Here is a 19,637-nt window from a genome sequence, read left to right as displayed (position 1 = left end):
AGCGTGAGCGCAAGACAGACCGCCGCAGCCGTCGACCTGGCTGCCGCCGGCTGGGCGGCCCGCCTGGACGCGCGTGCCCTCACCGCCGATGAACGGCGCGCGCTGGACGCCTGGCTGGCCGCCGACGTCCGGCACCTGGGCGCGCTGGCCCGCGCCCGCGCCTTGCTGATCAGCCGGCTGGAAGCGCCTGTTCCGGTTCCCGCCCCGGCTGAGTCCTCTGCCCCTGGGCGGGTCCCGCTTCCCAGCCGCCGAGGCCTGCTGGCCGCCGCCGCCAGCGTCGCCGGCCTGGCGGCGCTGGGGGCCGGCATGCGCCAGCCCGCCGCCCGGCAGGTCTACAGCTCGGCAGTGGGCGAAGTGCGGCACATTCCGCTGGACGATGGCTCCACCCTCACGCTGAACACCGACTCCGCCGTTACCCTGGCCGACGAGACGGGGCGCCGGCTGGTGTACCTGGAGCGCGGGGAGGCCTTCTTCGAGGCGGCGCCCCGGACGGATCGCCCCTTCATCCTGCGCGGCCCGCTGGTCCAACTGGCCACCAATGACGGGGCCTGCTGCGCCCGGCTGAACCCCGGCGGCGGCATGACCGTGGCCGTGGTGTCGGGCACCGTGGCGGTGGAGGGCGCGCCGTCCGCCCTGGCGGAGACGCTGGAGCGGGCCACCGGCCGCGATTGGACGCTGCGGCCGGGGGGGCAGGATGCGGTGCTGGCGGCGGCGGGGCAGCAGGTCAGCGTGCGCGCCGGCGGCGCCGGCCATGGCACGCTGGTCAGCGTCGAGACCATGGCCCCGGGCGTGCTGGACCGCGCGCTGATGTGGCGGGAGGGGCGGCTGGCCTTCGCGGGCGAAACCCTGGCCCAGGCGGTGGCGCAGTTCGCCCGCTATTCCCGCCGGCGCATCGTGCTGGCCAGCGACCGTTTGGCGCCGCGCCACGTTTCCGGCCTGTTCACCGCCACGGACATTGACGGCTTCGCCCACGCCGTGGCCGTTGCCTTCAATGCCAAGTATCGGCAAGAGGGTGATGCCATCATTCTTTACGATTAAGGCGGGTAGTGGGATGTCGTTGAGAATTTCCTGATGTTGTTAAACTTAAATGACGCAGTGGCGGAAAGATAATCCCTGCGATCTCTCCCCGATAGGAACACGGAAACCAGTGCGATAGGCCGGATGTGGTGGGCCAAATCGCCGATCATCGTTGGGGAAGATCGTAATGATTAAGAAATATGGCAGTTTCTTTGCTCTGTGCGGTACGGCCCTGGCGGGGTGGGCGGTTCCGGCTTGGGCGCAAAGCGCGCATTTCGACCTGCCGGCCCAGCCGGCGGCCCGCTCCATCCCCCTATTCGCCCAGCAGGCGGGCATTCAAATCCTGGCGCCCACCGATCTGCTGGACGGCATCTCCACCGCGGCGCTGCGGGGGGATCTGGACCGGCACCAGGCCCTGGCGCGCCTGCTGAAGGGCACGCCGCTGGTGGTGGCTTCCGATGATGGCCGCACCGTGGTGCTGAAGCTGGCGCCCACGCCGGTGTCCACCGCCGCGCCGGTGCGCAAGGCCCAGGCGGCGGCCTCGGGGGGCCCGGGCGCCGAGCCGCAGGTGGCCGACGCCGCGGGTGGTGCCCTGGACGAGGTGGTGGTGACCGGCACGCGTGACCGGGGTCGCACCCAGTTCACCACCATGACGCCGGTGGACGTGTTGTCGGCCAAGGACCTGCAGGACGGCGCCTCCAACCAGCTCCTGGAGAACCTGACCCAGGTCATCCCCGGCTTCAACGTGCAGAAGCTGCCCAGCTCCGATGGCGGGCAGTTCATCCGCCCGGCCCATCTGCGCGGCCTGTCGCCCGACCAGACCCTGGTGCTGATCAACGGCAAGCGTTTCCACCGCACCGCCTACCTGGGCACGCGCGGCGCCCAGGGCCCTGACCTGGCGCAGATCCCCGATTTCGCCATCGGCCGTGTCGAGGTGCTGCGCGACGGCGCCTCCGCCCAGTACGGGTCGGACGCCATCGCCGGCGTCATCAACATCCAGCTGGACGACCGGCCCGGCGTCTACGGCTACATGCAGGGCTCACAATACTACGCGGGCGACGGCACCACCTGGAACGGTGGCCTGCGCGGGGCGACGGAGATCGGCGACGGCGGCCACCTCATGGCCACGGCCGAATGGTCGGACGGCACGCTGACCTCCCGCACCCATCAACGCGCCGACGCCCAGGCCTTCCAGGCCGCCAATCCGCAGCTGAGCATCGCCAACCCGGTGCAGCGCTGGGGCCGGCCGGACGAGAGCAGCTATCACTATGCCGTGGACGGGCTGCTGCCCGTGGGGGCGGTGGAGCTTTATGGCTTCATGACCATCGCCACGGGCGAGGGCATGAACGACATCAACTGGCGCATCCCCGACCCCAAGAGCAATTCCAGCGTCTATGGCCTGGCGCCCAAGGTCTTCCCCGGTTGGGACCTGCGCTCCGTCTACCCCAACGGCTTCACGCCCAAGGAAGGCATCAAGTACACCGACTACCAGGCCGCCTGGGGCGCCCGGGGCCATGTCGGCACCGACCTGGACTGGGATTTGAGCGGGACCTACGGCGAGAATGAGAGCCGGTTTTTCCTGAACAATTCCATCAACGCCTCGTTGGGGCCCAGCAGCCCCTACAACTTCAACCTGGGCACCCAGCGGCAGGATGAGTTCAACCTGAACGCCGATGGCGTCTATCGCCTGGACGCCGGCCTGGATGAGCCGCTGAACATCGCCTTCGGCGCGGAACGCCGGCTGGAAATCTACACGGTGGAGGCCGGCGACAAGGCCTCGTACCAGGTGGGGCCGGGTGCGGCCGCCGGCCTGGCCTCGGGTGCCAACGGCTTCCCGGGCTTCAGCGATCTGCAGGCTGGTTCCTGGTACCAGACCAGCTACGCCGGCTATCTGGATATGGAGGCCAAGCTGACGCCGGATTGGACCGTGGGCGCCGCCGGCCGCTACGAAACCTATTCCGGGTTCGGCGACAAGATGACCTACAAGGCCTCCACCCGGTATGAGATCACGCCGGACCTGGCCCTGCGCGCCTCCTACTCCACCGGGTTCCGCGCCCCGACGCCGGGCCAGATCAACTCGCTCAGCACCTCGCAGGGGCTGGACACCAAGACCCTGCAACTGTTCACCAGCGGCCGCCTGTCGCCCGACAATCCGCTGGCCGTGGCCCTGGGTGCCAAGCCGCTGAGCCCGGAGACGTCGCGGAACTACAGCCTGGGGGCGGTGTGGCGCACGGATGTGGGCCTGTCCGGCTCCGTCGACGCCTATCAGGTGGACGTGGACCACCGCTTTTCCAGTTCGCCCACCATCAACCTGACGGCGGCGCAGAAGGCGCAGCTGGTGGCCCAGGGCGTGCCGGGGGCGGACAATTTCACCTCGGTCTATTGGTTCACCAACGACTTCAACACCCGCACCCAGGGCCTGGACGTGGTGCTGGATTACACCCAGCCGGTGTTCGATACGGCCCGCATCGACATGAAGCTGGCCTACAACCACAACCTGACCATGGTGACGGGCGGCAGCCTGAACGCCAACCCCACGCAGAAGGTGCTGTATGAACAGGGCCTGCCCAAGAACAACATCACCGGCAGCCTGACCTACAGCGACAACCCCTTCGATTACCAGGTGCGCGTCCGCTACTACGGCGGCTGGACGGACAGCAGCGGCAACTCCACCGGCGACATCTTCCAGACCTTCGACGGCATCACCTTTGTCGATCTGTCGGTGACCTACCACATCACCGAGAATCTGGCGGTGAAGGTGGCGGGCGAGAACATCTTCGACACCTATCCGGCCAAGGCCATCTATCAGGCCAGCCGGGGTATCGAATATTCGCGCAACGCCCCTTATGACACCTACGGCGGCCGCTACTACGTGCGCTTCAACGCCGCTTTCTGATCCATCACCCGTATCGGGTGGGGATGATGTTCGTATGGGGTGCCGTCCCGACCTCCCAACCGGGACGGCACCCGAGGGGAGTTGCTGACATGCGTCGACGTACCCTGTTGCGGGCGGCCCTGGTGGGCGGTGCCGGTGGCCTCTTGAGCGGTTCCGCGGCACCGGTCGCCGCCCAGCCCGGCCCCCTGCCCAGCCCGCTGGCGCCGGGGGCCGCACCCCCTGCACCGGAGGACGAGGCCGGGTGGGCGGCCATCGCGGCGGCCTATCCGCCGCGGCTGGCCAACGGCCTCATCAACCTTGAATACGGTGCCTTCGGCCAGATGCCCCTGGCCATCCAAGCGGCCTATGAGCGCTACACCGCCAAGGTGAACCAGGAAGGCGCCACCTTCGTGCGCCGCGATTTCGTCGGCTATTACCAGGCGCTGCGGCAGCGCATCGCCGGCATGGTTCATGCCGACCCGGCGGAGATCGTCATCACCCGCAACGCCACCGAATCGCTGCAGGCGGTCATCGGCGGCTATGCCCGGCTCAAGCCCGGCGACGCCGTGCTGATGAGCGACCATGACTATGACAGCGCCCGCATGGCGGCGTCCTGGCTGGAACGGCGGCGGGGCGTCACCGTCATCAGCATCGATCTGCCGCATCCGGCGACCTACCAGAACCTGATCGACGCCTATGACCAGGCGCTGGCGGCCCATCCCAACGTGCGCCTCATGCTGCTGACCCATCTCAGCCACCGTGACGGCCTGCGCCAGCCGGTGCGCGAGATCGTGGCCATGGCGCGTCAGCGCGGCGTGGACGTGGTGGTGGACAGCGCCCAGGCCTGGGGCCAGGGCCCGGTGGACGTCCACGGTGACGGCGTCGACTTCGCCGTCTTCAACCTGCACAAATGGATCGGCGCGCCCCTGGGCGTCGGCGCCCTCTACATCCGCAAAGACCGCATCGCCGATATCGAGCCTTTCATGGGGGAGGAGCCGTTGGAGCGCGACCCCATCCTGGGCCGGGTGCATACCGGCATGGCCAACTTCGCGGCCCAGATGGCCGCCATCGACGCGCTGGATTTCCACAACGCCCTGGGCTCCGCCGTCGTCGGCGCCCGCCTGCGCCACCTGCGTGACCTCTGGGCCCTGCCGGCGCGGGAGTTGCCGAAGATCGAGGTGCTGACCCCCGACGATCCGCACCTCTGCGCCGGCATGACCAGCTTCCGGGTGAAGGGCCAGACCACGCCGGCGGCCAACACCGCCCTGGCCGCCCGCCTGATGGAAAAGCACGGCCTGTTCACCGTAGTGCGTACCGGCCTCGGCGCCGGCGCCTGCCTGCGCGTGACCCCCGGCTTCAGCACCACCCCGGACGATATGGCCAGGCTGGTGGGCGCGCTGAAGGAAATCTGAGGGGCTCAAACGGAAACCCCGGGCCACCGCTGCCGCGTGTGGTCCGGGGTTGGAGCGTAGCGACTAGGCCGCGACGGCGGCCGCCGGAGCCTTTCGGGGAACGCAGTGGACTGAAAGGCGAGGATGAGCCAAGGGGCGTATGCCCCGCCGGCGTTTGAGGCGAACTTAAACTAAGCTTCCACGAACAGCTCTTCCGGCCGGCCCACATGGCGCATGATGCTCTGGCGCAGCTTGCCCATGGCGCGGTGCTCCAACTGGCGCACGCGCTCCTTGCTGACGCCCAGGGTGTGGCCCAGTTCCTCCAGCGTGGCGCCGTCCTCGCGCAGGCGGCGGGCGGCGATGATGGTGCGCTCACGGGGCGACAGGGTGTCCATGGCCTCGCTCAGCCAGGCGGTGCGGCTGCGGCTGTCCTTCAGGCCGATGACGATCTGTTCGGGTGAGGGGCCGTCGTCGGCCAGGAAATCCTGCCACTCCCCGCCCTCTTCGCTCAGCGGGTGGTTCAGGGACTGGTCGGTGGCCGTCAGGCGGATTTCCATGGTCTCCACCTCCTGCTCGCTGACGTCCAGTTCGCGGGCGACATGGCGGCGGCCCTCGAGGGTCAGCGAGGTGGCGGAGGGGTTGTTGTCGATGCGGGCGCGCAGGCGGCGCAGGTTGAAGAACAGCGATTTCTGCCCCGCCGTGGTCCCGGTGCGCACGATGGACCAGTTGCGCAGCACGAACTCCTGGATGGTGGAGCGGATCCACCAGGCGGCGTAGGTGGAGAAGCGCACCTCCCGCTCCGGTTCGAAGCGGCTGGCGGCCTGCATCAGGCCCAGGTTGCCCTCCTGCACCAAATCGCCCAGGGGCAGGCCATAGTTACGGAAACGGCTGGCGACGGCGATGACCAGGCGGGTGTGGGACGAGACCAGGGCGTGCAGCGCCTTTTCGTCCCGGTTCTGCTGCCAGCGGCGGGCCAGATCGAACTCATGGTCACGGCTCAACAGCGGCGCCTTCATGGACGCCTTGATGAAGGACAAATTCGCCCGTTGGGTCTGAGGATCGTCGATGTGCGCCATGCTCCCCTCCATCTTGGCAGTCCCGGCATCGACCTCCGTCTGGGCTGGGCCGGGCGGCCTTGGCGTCCAGTCGGATGTCGGTCCCGGAGGGGCGTCCCGGTGGCCTATTCCGCCGGGTTGGCGCCCCACGTGGATTTGCGGGATCGATGGGACAGTAATGACCGATTGGGTCACTGAAATATCGCGGGAAAAAGTCGATCACCCACAGGGCATAACCCGGGCTTGCCTTAGGCCGGGGCGGGTCGTATTCGCCTATTACCACCACCAAAGGGTCTAATTTCTCTAAATTGATAGGGTCGGTTGTCGTCCACCGGGCTTATTCAGGGACTATACGCCCCTTCCAATAGGACCTTCGTCACCCTGGCGGAGGGCCTAGACGCCCGGCTCAGCTTCCGCTTCCGTTAACATTGGACCCGTGGCGGTCGAATGGTCTGGCGCTCCAATGTTAACAGGTGCCGGAAATGCCCCGGCGGCCCGCCAACCCCTTGGTCATGTGTGTCAATCGCGCTGGGTGGGGCGCGGTGTCGCACGTCCTGGGGTTGTGTCCTCCGGTGCCGTTCATCGGCACGTGGCAGCCAATTGCGATGCTGGCGGGCCGTCGGTCTATGCCTTCCGGTAAGGAGGGGTGGGGTGGCCGCCGGCCATCGACGGCCCACCTGATTTCCGCCCCTATCTCTTTTGATCAGTGGTCGACGGCGGTCGGCGCACAAGCCGTCAGCCGCAGCGGGAATAGCCACAGGACAGGCAGGTATCGCAGCCCTCCTGATGCACCAGGCTGGCTTGGCCGCAGCGGGGGCATTGGGCGGGGGGAAGGGCGCCCTCCCCACCGGGGTCGTGGGGGCCCGGCGTGGCATCCGGGGCGCGCGGGATGGCAGACTCGGTGACGCCAGACTCGGTGACGCCAGATTCGGGCATCGCCGGCAGGCCGCCCGCCCGCATCAGGAACCCGGTTTCCAGCATGTGCCGCTCGATAACCTCGCCGATCGCGGCCAGCAGGGAGGGGACGTAGCGGCCCTTCATCCATTGCCCGCCACGCGGGTCGAACACGGCCTTCAACTCCTCCACCACGAAGGCGACATCGCCGCCCCGCCGGAACACGGCGGAGATCATGCGGGTCAGCGCCACTGTCCAGGCGTAATGCTCCATGTTCTTGGAGTTGATGAACACCTCGAACGGCCGCCGCCGCTCTTCGATCACGATGTCGTTGATGGTGATGTACAGCGCGTGGTCGCTGCCCGGCCAGCGCACCTTGTAGGTGGCGCCCACCAGTGTCTCCGGCCGGTCCAGGGGCACGGCACCGCCGCCGCTGGGCGCCGGTGGGGCCGGCGGCGAGGTGTCCGGCACCGGCACCGGGGCGGGGGCGGACGGCGCCGACAGCACCGATCCGGTGATGGCGTTGGGGCGATAGGTGGTGCAGCCCTTGCAGCCCAGGTCATAGGCCTGCAGATAGACGTCCTTGAACGTCTCGAAATCCAGGTCCGCCGGGCAGTTGATGGTCTTGGAGATGGAACTGTCGACCTCGCCCTGCGCCGCCGCCTGCATCACCAGGTGGGCGGCCGGTGGCAGCGACCCGGCATCGACGAAACTGTCGGGCAGGGGGGCGTCGGTGCCGAAGGCCTGGCGGAAGCGGTGATAGGCGTGGTCGGTCACCCGCTCCACCTGGCGGGTCCCGTCCGGCTGCAGGACGGCGCGGTCATACTCCCAGGTGAACACCGGCTCGATACCCGACGACACGTTGCCCGCCAGCAGGGAGATGGTGCCGGTGGGCGCGATGGAGGTGAGCAGGGCGTTGCGCACGCCATGCCGTTCCACCGCCGCGCGGGTCACGTCGTCCAGGCCCTGGATCATGGGCCGGCTCAGATACTGATCCCGGTCATACAGGGGAAAGGCCCCCTTTTCCGCCGCCAGGCCGGCGCTGGCGCGATAGGCGTGGCGGCGCACCGCGCCCAGCCACTGGCGCGTCAGCTCCACGGCCCTCTGCGTGCCATAACGCACGCCGCACAGGATCAGGGCGTCGGCCAGCCCCGTGACGCCCAGGCCGACGCGGCGCTTGGCCCGCGCCTCCGCCTGCTGCGCGGGCAGGGGGAAGCGCGAGACGTCGATGGCGTTGTCCAGCATGCGGATCGCCACGGGCACCACCCGGGCCAGCCGGTCCAGGTCCAGGCGGGCATCCGGGGTGTAGGCGTCAACCACCAGCGCCGCCAGGTTGACGGAGCCCAGCAGGCAGGCGCCATAGGGCGGCAGCGGCTGCTCCCCACAGGGGTTGGTGGCGCTGATCACCTCCACCCCGCCCAGGTTGTTCTGGGCGTTGATGCGGTCGATGAAGATGACGCCGGGTTCGGCATAGTCGTAGGTCGCCCGCATGATGCGGTCCCACAGGTCGCGTGCCCGCAGCCGGCGCCACACCGTGCCCCCGAACACCAGGTCCCAGGGGCCGTCCTCGCGCACCGCGGCGATGAAAGGGTCGGTCACCAGGACCGACAGGTTGAACATGCGCAGGCGGCCGGGATCACGCTTGGCATCGATGAACATCTCGATATCGGGATGGTCGCAGCGCAGGGTGGCCATCATGGCGCCCCGGCGGTTGCCGGCGCTCATGATGGTGCGGCACATGGCGTCCCACACATCCATGAACGAGATGGGGCCGGACGCGTCGGCCCCCACCCCCGCCACCGGCGCGCCGCGTGGCCGGAGGGTGGAGAAGTCGTAGCCGATGCCGCCGCCCTGCTGCAGGGTCAGCGCCGCCTCGCGCAGGGCGGCGAAGATGCCGCCCATGTCGTCGGGCACCGTGCCCATGACGAAGCAGTTGAACAGGGTGACGCTGCGCCCCGTTCCGGCCCCGGCCAGGATGCGCCCGGCGGGCAGGAAGGCGAAGTCGCGCAAAGCCTCGTAAAACTGGGGTTCCCACAGGCCCGGGTCGCGCTCGGCCTCCGCCAGCGCCTTGGCCACCCGGCGCCAGGTCTCGTCCACCGTCCGGTCCAGGGGCGCGCCGTCCGGTCCCTTGAATCGGTACTTCATGTCCCAGACCTGGGAGGAGATGGCCGGCCAGCCGGCGGGCGTCTCGGAAGGCGCGTCCGCCCCGGGGATAGCCGTCGCCTGACCCTCACGCCCGACCATGCGTACCCTCCGATCCCGGATGATTGACCGCGGGTCAAGGGTAGGCCGGTGACCAGGGGCGGTCAACGACGCCCCCAGCTTATGCGGAAAGGACCGCTCAGCCGGCGGCGGCGGGCACCTTGGCCAGGGGCGGCGCGTTGGCCGGGCGTTCCGTGGGGGGGCCGCCGGCCGCCATCACCAGGCGGTCGGTGGCGGTTTCCAGCACAGACTCCAGCTGGGCCAGCGCCGCTTCCTTGGACAGGCCGGCGGGGATGGGCGGCAGGAACTCGATGACGATGGTGCCGGGGCGGCGCAGGAACTTGTGGCGGGGCCAGAACAGGCCGGAATTCAGCGCCATGGGCACCAGCGGCACACCCAGGTTTTCATACAGCAGGGCGATGCCCACCTTGTAGGGCCGCCAGGCGCCCACGGCGGTGCGGGTGCCCTGGGGGAAGATGACGATGGGCCGGCCTTCCGCCACACGCTCTTTCGCCCCCCTCAGCAGCGACTGGATGGCGGCGCCGCGCTTGCCCCGATCCACGGCGATCATGCGCGCCTTGGCGGCGTACCAGCCCCAGATGGGGATGTAGGTCAGCTCCTTCTTCAGGACGATGGCGGGATCGTCCATCAGCAGGTGCAGCTTCATCGTCTCCCACATCGACTGGTGCTTGGCGCCCACCAGGAAGGCGCCAGAGGTCGGTAGATGCTCCCGCCCGCGCACCTCGTACTTCAGGCCGATGATGAGGCGCTCCCAGAAGTTCAGGGTGCGCATATAGCCCCGGATGCCCCAGATCATGGTGCGGTGGGGGGCCACCAGCGTCCACAGCAGGCCGAAGCACCACAGCGTCGTCCAGATGTAGAAGACGATGTTGAAGACCAGGGATCGCAGAACCAGCATCGCCCTTAACCACATGACCGGGGTTGACCGATGCAGGGATAGTGCGTGGAGCCCCCCCTGTCCACTCTTCGGCGTCCACTCTTCGGCTAAAGCCCCAGGGCGTGGCGCAGGAAGGCCACCAGGTACTTGTCGTATTCGCTGACGATCAGCCCGGCGGTGCCGCGCCAGTGCCACCAGCCGTCCAGGCGCACATTGGGCGGCTGTACCGCGTGGGGCACGATGCGTACGTCGGGCAGGGCGTGGCGAAACTCCACCAGGCTGCGCGGCATGTGGTAATTGGCCGTGACCAGGCGCAGGGAATGATACCCTTCCGCCTGCATCCACCGCGCCGTCTCCGCCGCGTTGCCCACCGTGTCATCGGCGCTGTAGCCCAGCACCACGCAGCATTCAAGCGCCGCCGGCGTCGCCTGCGACATGCGCAGCAGCGCGCGTACGTCCACGCCGCGATAGACGCCAGAGATGAACAGCTTCCGCCCCCGGCCGGCGGCCAGAAGGTCGAACCCGGTTTCCAGCCGCTCGCTGCCGCCGGTCAGCACGACGATGGCGTCGGTGGCGGCGGTCGCGTCCTCCGGCGCGCGGGGAATGTTGGCGGCGAAGGTCAGCAGCCCCCCCACCCACAGGACGCCCAGGGCGGCGCCCAGGCTGGTCAGCCGGCGCAGGCGTTGCCACAGGCGGGCGCCGGCCGCCGCGGGGGGCGGGGCCGCCGCTTCCGCTTGCGACAGGGGCGCCCAGGGGGGCGTCACGGCAGCCGCTCCAGCGCGCGCAGCACGGTCAGGCGGGCGCTGATGGCGGCCAGGGCCCCGGCGACCACCGGCACGGCGGCCAGGACCAGCCACTGCGGTGGTGCCAGGGTCAGGGGCGGCAGCAGCGTGCCCTCCACCGTGCGCGACAGCAGCGACAGGATGGCCAGCGTGGCCAGCGCCACCGCCGTGCCCCCGATGCCGCCGGTCAGCGACAGGCGCAGGATATGGCGCTGGAACTGGTCCGCCACATGGCTGTCGGTGGCGCCCATGACATGCAGCAGGTCCACCTCCTCCTGGTGCATGGCCAGGCCCGCCTTGGCGGCGAACACCACCACGGCCACGGCCGCCCCGCCGATCAGTGCCACGATGACCAGGGCCACGGCCTCCACCAGCCGGGCCAGGCGGCGCAGGTCGCGCAGCCATACGCCCGGTTCCTCCACCGATGTGCCGGGGACGGCGGTGGCCAGGCGCTGGCGCAGCGCCGCGACATCGACGGCGGGGCCGGCGGTGACATCGATCAGGGCAGGCAGGGGCAGGTCCTGCAGCAGGGCGCCGTCGCCCAGCCACGGCTCCACCAGGCGGGCGGCGTCGGCCATGGGCACGGGGCGGGCGTTGATGATGCCGGGCACGCCCCCGAGCGCATGCAGCACCATCTGCACCCGCTCATCCAGGGAGGCGGGCGTGCCATCGTCCTTCTTCACGTCCCCCACGGGGCTGACCTGCAGGGTCAGGCTGCCCTCCAGCCCGCTGTCCCAGCGCTGGGCCCAGCCGGACAGCAACTGGGCCGCCGCGACGGCCAGGGTGGACAGGAACACCATCAGGGCGATCAGCCAGGGCAGGAAGCGGCCCGTGGCATCGCGGCGGAGGGATAGGACGGCAGGGCCGCGCCGGCTCATGGGGACTGCCTCTCCAAGGGGTGGGCCAGGGGATATGGTATCGGCTCTAGTGATGGCACGGGCGGGTGGCGGGCGTCCAGCCGTGTCCGCCCGGGGTATCCACCCCTGCGGCATCGGGGCCCACCTTGCGCATCCCTGACCTTTTCGTTTAAGTCTAGAAGGCCTTTCAAGGATTTCGGCCTGGCCCTGCCTCTCATGATAACAACCTGCCCGTCCTGCGCCACGCGCTTCCGGGTCGACGACGCCTTGCTGGGCCGTGGTCGCCGCGTGCGGTGCAGTGCCTGCGGTTCGGTCTGGCACCAGGTGCCGGAATCGGCCGGGCGCCCCATCGCCCCCGCCGATGACGACGGGGACGATTGGATGTCCCCCCGGCCCTCGTCCTCCTCCTTCGCCGACCTCGCGGCGGCCATGGAGCGGGAGACGGCCTACGATACCCTGACCATGGCGGAGGAAGAGGCGGCCCCGGCCCCCATGTCCCTGGGACGCCTGCGCCCCGCCGGTGGCTCCGTCCTCCCCGATCCCGAGGAAAAGCCACGGCGCCTGTTCGCCGTCCTGCGTTGGGGCGCCCTGGCGGCGGTGATCATCGGCGGCGTCACCGGCCTGGTGGTGGAGCGTGATGACGTGGTCGATGCCTGGCCCGCCGCCGCCCGCCTCTACGACACCTTCGGCTTTGGCGTGGAGCCGCCCGGCGCTGGGCTGGAGATGGTGGACAGCAAGACGGAATTCCGCGACGTCGAGGGCACGTCCATGCTGTTCATCGACATCACGGTGCAGAACAAGTCCGACCGTCAGCGCGTGGTGCCGGACCTCATGGCCTCGGCCCTCGGTGCCGACGGCAAGCCCTTCCAGCGCTGGCGCATGCAGCCCAAGGCCCGCCGCCTGTTCCCGGGCGAGAAGACCGTCTACCACGGCAACATCGTGGAAAAGGGTGGCCAGGCCACGAAGATCCTTCCGGAATTCGTGCTGCCGAACTGATCCGCGCGGCACGCGGGATAGGACACCTGCTCAGAACCGCTTCAGCAGCCGGTCGATGTAGTCCAACTCTTCCTTCGGGCGCCCGGCTTCGCCGGCGCGGCGGCGCAGTTCTTCCAGGATCTCGCGGGCGCGCTGCAGGTCGCCGTGGTCGGGGATCTTGACGCTGTCGGTGCTGGTGGCGCCCTGGCCCGTCATCTGGCGGCCCAGCGGGTCGGTGTTCTGGCCCCGGCCGTTGGTGGCGTTGCGGGGGGCCACGCGGGTACCCCGGCCCATCTGGCGGGCCATCTGCTGGGCCATGCCCTTCAGCCCGTCCTGCAGTGCCTCCAACGCCCGGCCCTGGGCCTCCACCGCGTCCTCGGGCGATCCCTCCGACAGGGCGCGGCCGGCCTGGCCCATGGCGCGGTCCGCCTTGTCCAGGGGGGAGGGCGCCTGGCCGGGCCCCTGGCCGCCGCCGTTGCCGTTCTCCTGGCCGCCGGGCTGGTCCTGCCCCTGCTGGCCATCGCCTTGCTGATCCTGGGCCTGGCCTTCGTCCTGCGGGCCGGCCTGCTGCCCCTGCTGCTGCATCAGGGCCTGCAGCTCGCGGCGCAGCGCGTCCTGCTGCTTGGCCAGATCGCGGGCCGTGGCCTCCGCCGACGGGTCGCGCGGCGGCTGACGGGGGGCGGCGCCCTGGCGGTTGGGGGTGGAGCGGTTGGGGCCATCGCCCCGGGTGCCGGGTTGCTGCGGCTGGCTGTCCTCGGCCTCGCCCCGGTCGCCCTGGCGGAAGGTCTGGTCCATCAGCTCGCGCTGGCGCTTGGTCAGGTCCTGCAGCTTCTCCAGCGTTTGCAGGGCCTGCCGCATCTGCTGCTGCTCCGCCTCCGTCGGCGGCTTCTGCGGGCCGGTCTGGACGCTTTCCATCAGGTCCTGCATCTGGTCCAGCATCTTGCGCGCGGCATCGCGGGCGCCGGTCTGGGCCATCTGCTCCAGCTGCTGCATCATCTGGCCCATGTCGATGGTCTGGGCGTTCTGCTCGTCGGGCAGGGTGCCGGCCTGTCCCGGCTGCTGGTCGCTTTTCTCCGCCAGCGCTTGCATGTAGCGGTTCAGCGCGGATTTCAGCGCGTCCAGGTCGCGGCGGATTTCCGCCTCCGACGCGTTGCGGTCCAGGGCGTCGGCCAGGCGCTGGCGGGCGTCGCGCAGCTCCGTCTCCGCTGAGGCCAGGCTGCCGTCCTCGATGGTCAGGGCCGTGTCCCACAGCAGGTCGGCCACGTCGCTGATCGACCGCGCGTCGTCGTTCAGGCCCAGGTGGCGGGCGGCGGCGTACAGCGCCATGAACACGGTGGGATCGCCGGCATAGCCGTCCAGCTCGCCCGCCAGGCCCAGCAGGGCGTTGGCGGCGGGCTTGCGCGCCTCCTCCCCTTGGTCCAGCAGGGTGCGGCGCTGGGCGATCACGGCCTTGGCCGTGGGGTTGTTGAACACCCGTTCCGGCAGGGTGGTGGTCTGGGCTTCGCTGGTGGCCGTCTGACCGGCGGTGTCGGTGGCCGTCAGTTGGATGGTCACGGGCTGTCCCGCCCAGGGGCTGGCCGTCAGGTCGAAATAGCCGCTGGCGTTGGCCACCACCGGCGTGCCGACGGCGGACGCCTCGCGGCTGGGCCGGGCCGGCACCGGCAGGGTCAGCACCAGCGGTTCCACCGGCGCGCCTTCGGGGCGGGTGGTCGGGGTCACGGTGGCCGTGACGCTGGCGATGCCGTAGTCATCGGCGGCGGTGTAGTCCAGGCGCAGGGCATAGCGCTCGGTGGCGCTGGGCTTCTCGCGGAAGGCGATGGCCGGCGGGTCGTCGGCCACCACGCGGATGGTCCAGCTGCCCAGGGTGCGGCCCCGGTCGGTGATGGTGACGCGCTGCCCCTTGGTGACGGTGCGGCTGACCTGGAAGCCGCCGGTGGCAGCCGGGTCCAGGGGCCGGGCGTCGCCGTCCAGCGACAGGGTGGGCGCGCGGTGATGGGGCCCCAGGCGGGCGGTCAGGGTGGCGCCTGCGGGCACGGATATGACACCGCCGCCGTCGACCGGGGCGCCCCCGGTTTGCGCGGCCCGGCCCCGGTGCGTCAGGAACTGCGGCGGCAGGCCGGTCGATTCCGGCGGGGTGATCCAGACGTCCAGGTCGGCTTCCGCGCCCGGGGGCGGCGCCTCGAACCCGGGGTCCAGCGCCTCGATCAGGCGGGGGCGCCAGTCGCCCCAGGCCATCACGGCGGCGACGATCAGCAGCAGGGCCGGGATATGGCGCAGGGCCCAGGGGTCGCGGCTGGGCAGGTCCAGCTTGGGCCCGCTGACGCGCAAGACCGCCAGGCTGCGCCGTGCCCGCTCCTGAGCCGCTTGCCACAGGGCGGCGGCGGGGCCGGTCTGGTCCGCCACCCCCTGGTTCACGGGGCTGTCGATCAGCAGGTCGAAGGGTCGGTGGCGCAGGCCGCTGTCCCGCTCCAGCCGGCGGAACACGGCGTCGCGGTCGGGCAAGCGCAAGGATCGCAGGCTGCGGACCAGCAGGATGATGACGGCGGCGGCGAAGGCGGCCAATGCCAAGCCGTGGGCCCAGGGCGGCAGGTGGGGCAGGGCCCCCGACCAGGCCAGCGCCAAGCCCAGCATCAGCACGCCGGGCAGCGGCCACAGCCGCAGGCCCACCCGCTCCGCCGCCAGCGACAGCCAGGCCGCGCGCAAGGGGCGGCGCCAGGGTTTCAGCGGCGGCGGGACCAGGGGGGGGCGGGCGCGGTTGGGCAGGGGCACGACAATACCCGTGGGCGCGGCGGCGTCCGATGCCTCCGGCCGTTCCTTGCGGGATTTAAGTGCCCTCTCAGCCATGCCGTCGGCGCCCTTTCGGCCGCTGTGTCCTCTCGGGTGAGCCCTATGCCCTGCGCCTTAAAGGTGGCGCCATTGCGGCGTCACGTCCAGGGCCAGCATTTCCTCGAACGTCTGGCGGCGGCGGATGACCGCCCATTGCCCCTCATCCACCAGCACCTCTGCCACCAGGGGGCGGGAGTTATAGGTGGACGACATGGCGGCACCGTACGCCCCGGCGGTCATGAACGCCACCAGTTCGCCCTGGGCCACCGGCGGCAGCGGCCGCTGGCGGGCGAAAGTGTCACCCGTCTCACAGATGGGGCCGACCACGTCCATGGGGGAAAGCGGGGCGTCGGCCGCCGGTTCCAACACCGGACGGATGCCATGGTAGGCGTCGTAGAGCGTGGGGCGCATCAGGTCATTCATGGCCGCGTCCACGATCAGGAAGCAGCGGTGCAGCCCTTCCTTGACGTAGATGACGCGGGCCAGCAGCACGCCGGCGTCGCCCACCAGCGACCGGCCGGGCTCCAGCGTCAGGCGGCACCCCAGGTTGCCCAGGCGCTTGCGCACAATGCCGGCATAGGCGTCATGGTCCGGCGCCGCTTCGCCCTGGTAAGGCACGCCCAGGCCACCGCCCAGGTCCAGCCGTTCCACCTTCAGGCCGGCCTCGCGGGTGGCGATCACCAGGTCCGACAGGTGGCCGTAGGCGTCGTCATAGGGGCTGATGTTCAGCAACTGCGACCCGATGTGGACGGCATAGCCCTTGGGCGCCAGGCCGGGCAGGCTGCAGGCCTTGGCGTAGGCCGCCACCGCGTGGCCCAGGTCGATGCCGAACTTGTCCTCCTTGCGCCCAGTGGCGATCTTGCCATGGGTGCCGGCGTCCACGTCCGGGTTGATGCGCAGGGCCACGGGGGCGGTGCGGCCCAGCGCCGTCGCCACGGCCGACAGGGCTTCCAGCTCCGGCAGGCTTTCCACGTTGATCTGGTGGATACCGGCCACCAGGGCCGCCGCCAGCTCATCCCGGGTCTTGCCCACGCCGGAGAACACCACCTTTTCCGGCGGCACGCCGGCGGCCAGCGCGCGGCGCATCTCCCCTTCCGACACCACGTCGGCACCGGCGCCGAAGCGGGCGAACAGGCTGATGATGGATTGGTTGGAATTGGCCTTCAGGGCGAAGCACACGTCCACCGGGTCGCGGGCGAAGGCCCGGGCGTAGGCCTGGTAATTGGCCCGCAGGCGGCTGGCGGCATAAACATAGACGGGGGTGCCGACGGCCTCCGCCAGCCGGTCCAGGGGTACGCCGTCGGCGGTCAGAACGCCGGAAACATAGGAGAAGGCCATGGAGATCCGAACCGTCGCGTAAGCTGGGGCCCCGGAGTAGGGGGGCCCGTGCCCTTACTGGGGCGTTGAGGAAGGGGTGCTTGCGGGGGTGTTGGTGGTGGTGCCCCCCATCATCGGCCCGCTGTTGCTGATGACCGGGCTGTCCGGCATCACGCCGTAGGGGGTCGCCGGCTGAATGGTGGCCGGTGAGGTGCCGGGCTGGTCAACCGAACTGGGCAGCGCCTCTTTCGCGTTGGGCTGCGGGTCCAGCTTGGGGCTGGGATAGAAGTTCAGGGGATGGTCCTCGCCGTCCGGCGTGTCCAGGGTGTGGGCGATCTTGCCACAGCCCGACAGGGCCAGGGCGGCGGCGGTCAGGCCGCTGATCAGCAGAACCCGGGTATAGGGGGTTTTCATCGGGGGCATCCTCACAGGAACCGTTGCCGGGCGGCCGACACCGCCGCACGAACCCGTTCCGGCGCCGTGCCGCCGAAGCTGGTGCGGCTGGCGACGGAGGCTTCCAGGCTCAGCACGGCATAGACCTCATCGGTGATGCGGGCGTCCACGCCCTTCATGGCATCCAATGGCACGTCCGACAGGCCGCATCCCCGTTCTTCGGCCAGGCGGACGATGCGGCCGGTGACATGATGCGCCTCGCGGAAGGGCAGGCCAAGGCGGCGCACCAGCCAGTCGGCCAGATCGGTGGCCGTGGGGAAACCCGCCTCCACCGCACGCCGCATGGCGGCGGGGTCGGGCGTCATGTCCTGGATCATGCCGGTGGTGGCCGCCAGGCACAGCGCTAGGGTGTCGTCAGCCTCGAACACCGGTTCCTTGTCTTCCTGCATGTCCTTGGAATAGGCCAGCGGCAGGCCCTTCATGACCACCAGCAGGCCGGACAGGGCCCCCATGACGCGGCCGCACTTGGCGCGGACCAGTTCGGCCGCATCCGGGTTCTTCTTCTGCGGCATGATGGAACTGCCGCTGGTGAAGGCGTCCGACAGGCGGATGAAGCGGAACTGGCTCGTGCACCACAGCACGATCTCCTCCGCCAGGCGCGACAGGTGCATGGCGCAGATGCTGGCGGTGGCCAGATAGTCCAGGGCGAAATCGCGGTCGGACACGGCGTCCAGCGAATTGGCCGTGGGCCGGTCGAAGCCCAGGGCGACAGCCGTGGCCTCGCGGTCGATGGGGTAGGGCGTGCCGGCCAGGGCGGCGCTGCCCAGCGGGCATTCGTTCAGGCGGGCGATGGCGTCGCGCACCCGGGCGCGGTCGCGGCCCAGCATCTCCACATAGGCCAGCAGATGATGGCCGAAGGTCACCGGCTGGGCCGTCTGCAGGTGGGTGAAGCCCGGCATGATGGTGTCGACGTTGCGGTCCGCCTGCTCGATCAGGGCGGCCTGCAGCGCCTTCATGTCGCCGTCCAGGCGCTGCAAGGCGCCGCGCACCCACAGCTTGAAGTCGGTCGCCACCTGGTCGTTGCGGGAACGCGCGGTATGCAGGCGGCCGGCGGGTTCGCCGATCAGTTCCTTCAGGCGGGACTCCACGTTCATGTGGATGTCCTCATGTTCCGTCTTGAAGACGAAGCGGCCGTCGCGGATTTCCTCGGCCACCTGGTCCAGGCCCGTCAGGATGGCGTCGGCGTCGGCCTTCGTGATGATGCCCCGGGCCGCCAGCATGGTGGCGTGCGCCTTGGACCCGGCGATGTCCTGCGCCCACAGCTTCTTGTCGAAGCCGATGGACACGTTGATGCGCTCCATGATCTCCGACGGGCCACGGCTGAAACGGCCGCCCCACAGCTCGTTCACCGCGCCGGTCGCTGCGGCATTCTGGGCGGGCGTGGCGTTTTCCGGGGTCGCGGGAGTTGACGTCATCGGGGGTCGGGGACCAATTGTAGCGGGGCCCACGGGGGGCCGGTGGAACGAGGGTGATGGCAAGAATGGCGATTTTGCGGTTTCTCGCAAGGATTGGCGTGGTCGCGTCGGTCGTTTTCTGCGCTGGTGCGGCATGCGCGGCCGGTAATGCGCCCCCGGTCCTGAAGGGCGGCATCACCCCCTTCACCGAAACCCCGGATCATCCCCAGGTTCCCGACCTGGCGCTGACACGCCCCGACGGCAGCGGCATTCACCTGTCGGATCTGAGAGGCCACCTGGTGCTGCTGAACCTGTGGGCCACCTGGTGCGGCCCCTGCGTTCAGGAACTGCCGTCCCTGGACAAGCTGCAAGGCGCCCTGGGGGACACCTCCGGCGGCAAGGGGGGATTCGAGGTCGTGGCCCTGTCGCTGGACCGGGGCGGCGCCCGCGTGGTCACGCCCTTCATGCAGAACCACGGCATCACCCACCTGGCGACCTGGCTGGACCCCAAGAGCACGGCCATGTCGGTGCTGAAGCCGCGCGGCCTGCCCACCACCCTGCTGATCGACGCCGAGGGACGGGAGATCGGCCGCCTGGAAGGCGACGCCGACTGGAACTCCCCCGAGGCGCAGGCGCTGATCAAGTTCTACAAGAAATAAAAAAGCCCGCCCCCGGCGAAGGGGGGCGGGCTTTTTGGTCAA

General features: G+C 69.9%; 14 protein-coding genes. 5 read left to right on the top strand and 9 right to left on the bottom strand.

Annotation, left to right across the window (positions count from 1 at the left end; genetic code table 11):
* The first annotated feature begins 3 nt into the window (after positions 1 to 3).
* From FBZ90_RS12880 to FBZ90_RS12870, 3 genes are all read left to right on the top strand, one after another.
* A complete protein-coding gene (locus FBZ90_RS12880; RefSeq protein WP_186455786.1) occupies positions 4 to 1,038 on the top strand; it encodes a FecR family protein in 1,035 nt (344 codons plus the stop codon).
* Positions 1,039 to 1,204: 166 nt separating this feature from the next.
* A complete protein-coding gene (locus FBZ90_RS12875; RefSeq protein ID WP_145732701.1) occupies positions 1,205 to 3,913 on the top strand; it encodes a TonB-dependent receptor in 2,709 nt (902 codons plus the stop codon).
* A gap of 89 nt (positions 3,914 to 4,002) precedes the next feature.
* Positions 4,003 to 5,304 (top strand): aminotransferase class V-fold PLP-dependent enzyme, encoded by a 1,302-nt coding sequence (locus FBZ90_RS12870; protein ID WP_145732699.1) that lies wholly within the window; start codon positions 4,003 to 4,005, stop codon positions 5,302 to 5,304.
* A 170-nt stretch (positions 5,305 to 5,474) separates the two neighbouring features.
* On the opposite strand, the gene FBZ90_RS12865 is transcribed toward FBZ90_RS12870, so the two are convergent.
* The 5 genes from FBZ90_RS12865 to FBZ90_RS12845 form a co-directional block, all read right to left on the bottom strand.
* Positions 5,475 to 6,359 (bottom strand): RNA polymerase factor sigma-32, encoded by an 885-nt coding sequence (locus tag FBZ90_RS12865; RefSeq protein WP_145732698.1) that lies wholly within the window; start codon positions 6,357 to 6,359, stop codon positions 5,475 to 5,477.
* A gap of 714 nt (positions 6,360 to 7,073) precedes the next feature.
* Entirely contained in the window at positions 7,074 to 9,377 is a 2,304-nt protein-coding gene (locus FBZ90_RS12860; RefSeq protein ID WP_145733189.1) for an adenosylcobalamin-dependent ribonucleoside-diphosphate reductase, read from the bottom strand.
* Between the two features lie 196 nt (positions 9,378 to 9,573).
* Positions 9,574 to 10,353, bottom strand: a complete 780-nt coding sequence (locus FBZ90_RS12855) for a lysophospholipid acyltransferase family protein (protein ID WP_145732696.1) — start codon at positions 10,351 to 10,353, stop codon at positions 9,574 to 9,576.
* Positions 10,354 to 10,439: 86 nt separating this feature from the next.
* Entirely contained in the window at positions 10,440 to 11,096 is a 657-nt protein-coding gene (locus FBZ90_RS12850) for a YdcF family protein (protein WP_246130389.1), read from the bottom strand.
* Positions 11,093 to 11,992, bottom strand: a complete 900-nt coding sequence (locus FBZ90_RS12845) for a cell division protein FtsX (RefSeq protein ID WP_145732695.1) — start codon at positions 11,990 to 11,992, stop codon at positions 11,093 to 11,095. The genes FBZ90_RS12850 and FBZ90_RS12845 overlap by 4 nt, the downstream gene beginning before the upstream one ends.
* Positions 11,993 to 12,187: 195 nt before the next feature.
* On the opposite strand from FBZ90_RS12845, the gene FBZ90_RS12840 reads away from it, so the two are divergent.
* Positions 12,188 to 12,967 (top strand): MJ0042-type zinc finger domain-containing protein, encoded by a 780-nt coding sequence (locus FBZ90_RS12840; protein ID WP_145732694.1) that lies wholly within the window; start codon positions 12,188 to 12,190, stop codon positions 12,965 to 12,967.
* 30 nt (positions 12,968 to 12,997) lie between these two features.
* Here FBZ90_RS12840 and FBZ90_RS12835 read toward each other — a convergent pair whose 3' ends face one another.
* Genes FBZ90_RS12835 through argH form a run of 4 tightly spaced genes read right to left on the bottom strand, consistent with a single transcriptional unit; the run spans position 12,998 to position 18,957 of the window.
* Positions 12,998 to 15,790, bottom strand: a complete 2,793-nt coding sequence (locus FBZ90_RS12835) for a TIGR02302 family protein (protein ID WP_145732693.1) — start codon at positions 15,788 to 15,790, stop codon at positions 12,998 to 13,000.
* A gap of 57 nt (positions 15,791 to 15,847) precedes the next feature.
* Positions 15,848 to 17,110: a diaminopimelate decarboxylase gene (lysA, locus tag FBZ90_RS12830; RefSeq protein ID WP_145732691.1), complete on the bottom strand. Its 1,263-nt coding sequence runs from the start codon at positions 17,108 to 17,110 to the stop codon at positions 15,848 to 15,850.
* Positions 17,111 to 17,164: 54 nt separating this feature from the next.
* A complete protein-coding gene (locus tag FBZ90_RS12825; RefSeq protein ID WP_145732690.1) occupies positions 17,165 to 17,503 on the bottom strand; it encodes a hypothetical protein in 339 nt (112 codons plus the stop codon).
* Between the two features lie 11 nt (positions 17,504 to 17,514).
* A complete protein-coding gene (argH, locus tag FBZ90_RS12820; RefSeq protein WP_145732689.1) occupies positions 17,515 to 18,957 on the bottom strand; it encodes an argininosuccinate lyase in 1,443 nt (480 codons plus the stop codon).
* 98 nt (positions 18,958 to 19,055) lie between these two features.
* Here argH and FBZ90_RS12815 point away from each other — a divergent pair, with 98 nt between their 5' ends.
* Positions 19,056 to 19,595, top strand: a complete 540-nt coding sequence (locus tag FBZ90_RS12815; RefSeq protein WP_246130388.1) for a TlpA family protein disulfide reductase — start codon at positions 19,056 to 19,058, stop codon at positions 19,593 to 19,595.
* The last annotated feature ends 42 nt before the right edge of the window (positions 19,596 to 19,637 follow it).

It is taken from the genome of Nitrospirillum pindoramense (assembly GCF_007827955.1).
In the GTDB taxonomy this organism is placed as follows: Bacteria; Pseudomonadota; Alphaproteobacteria; order Azospirillales; family Azospirillaceae; genus Nitrospirillum; species Nitrospirillum amazonense_B.
This window is presented reverse-complemented; position numbering and strand designations above follow the sequence as displayed.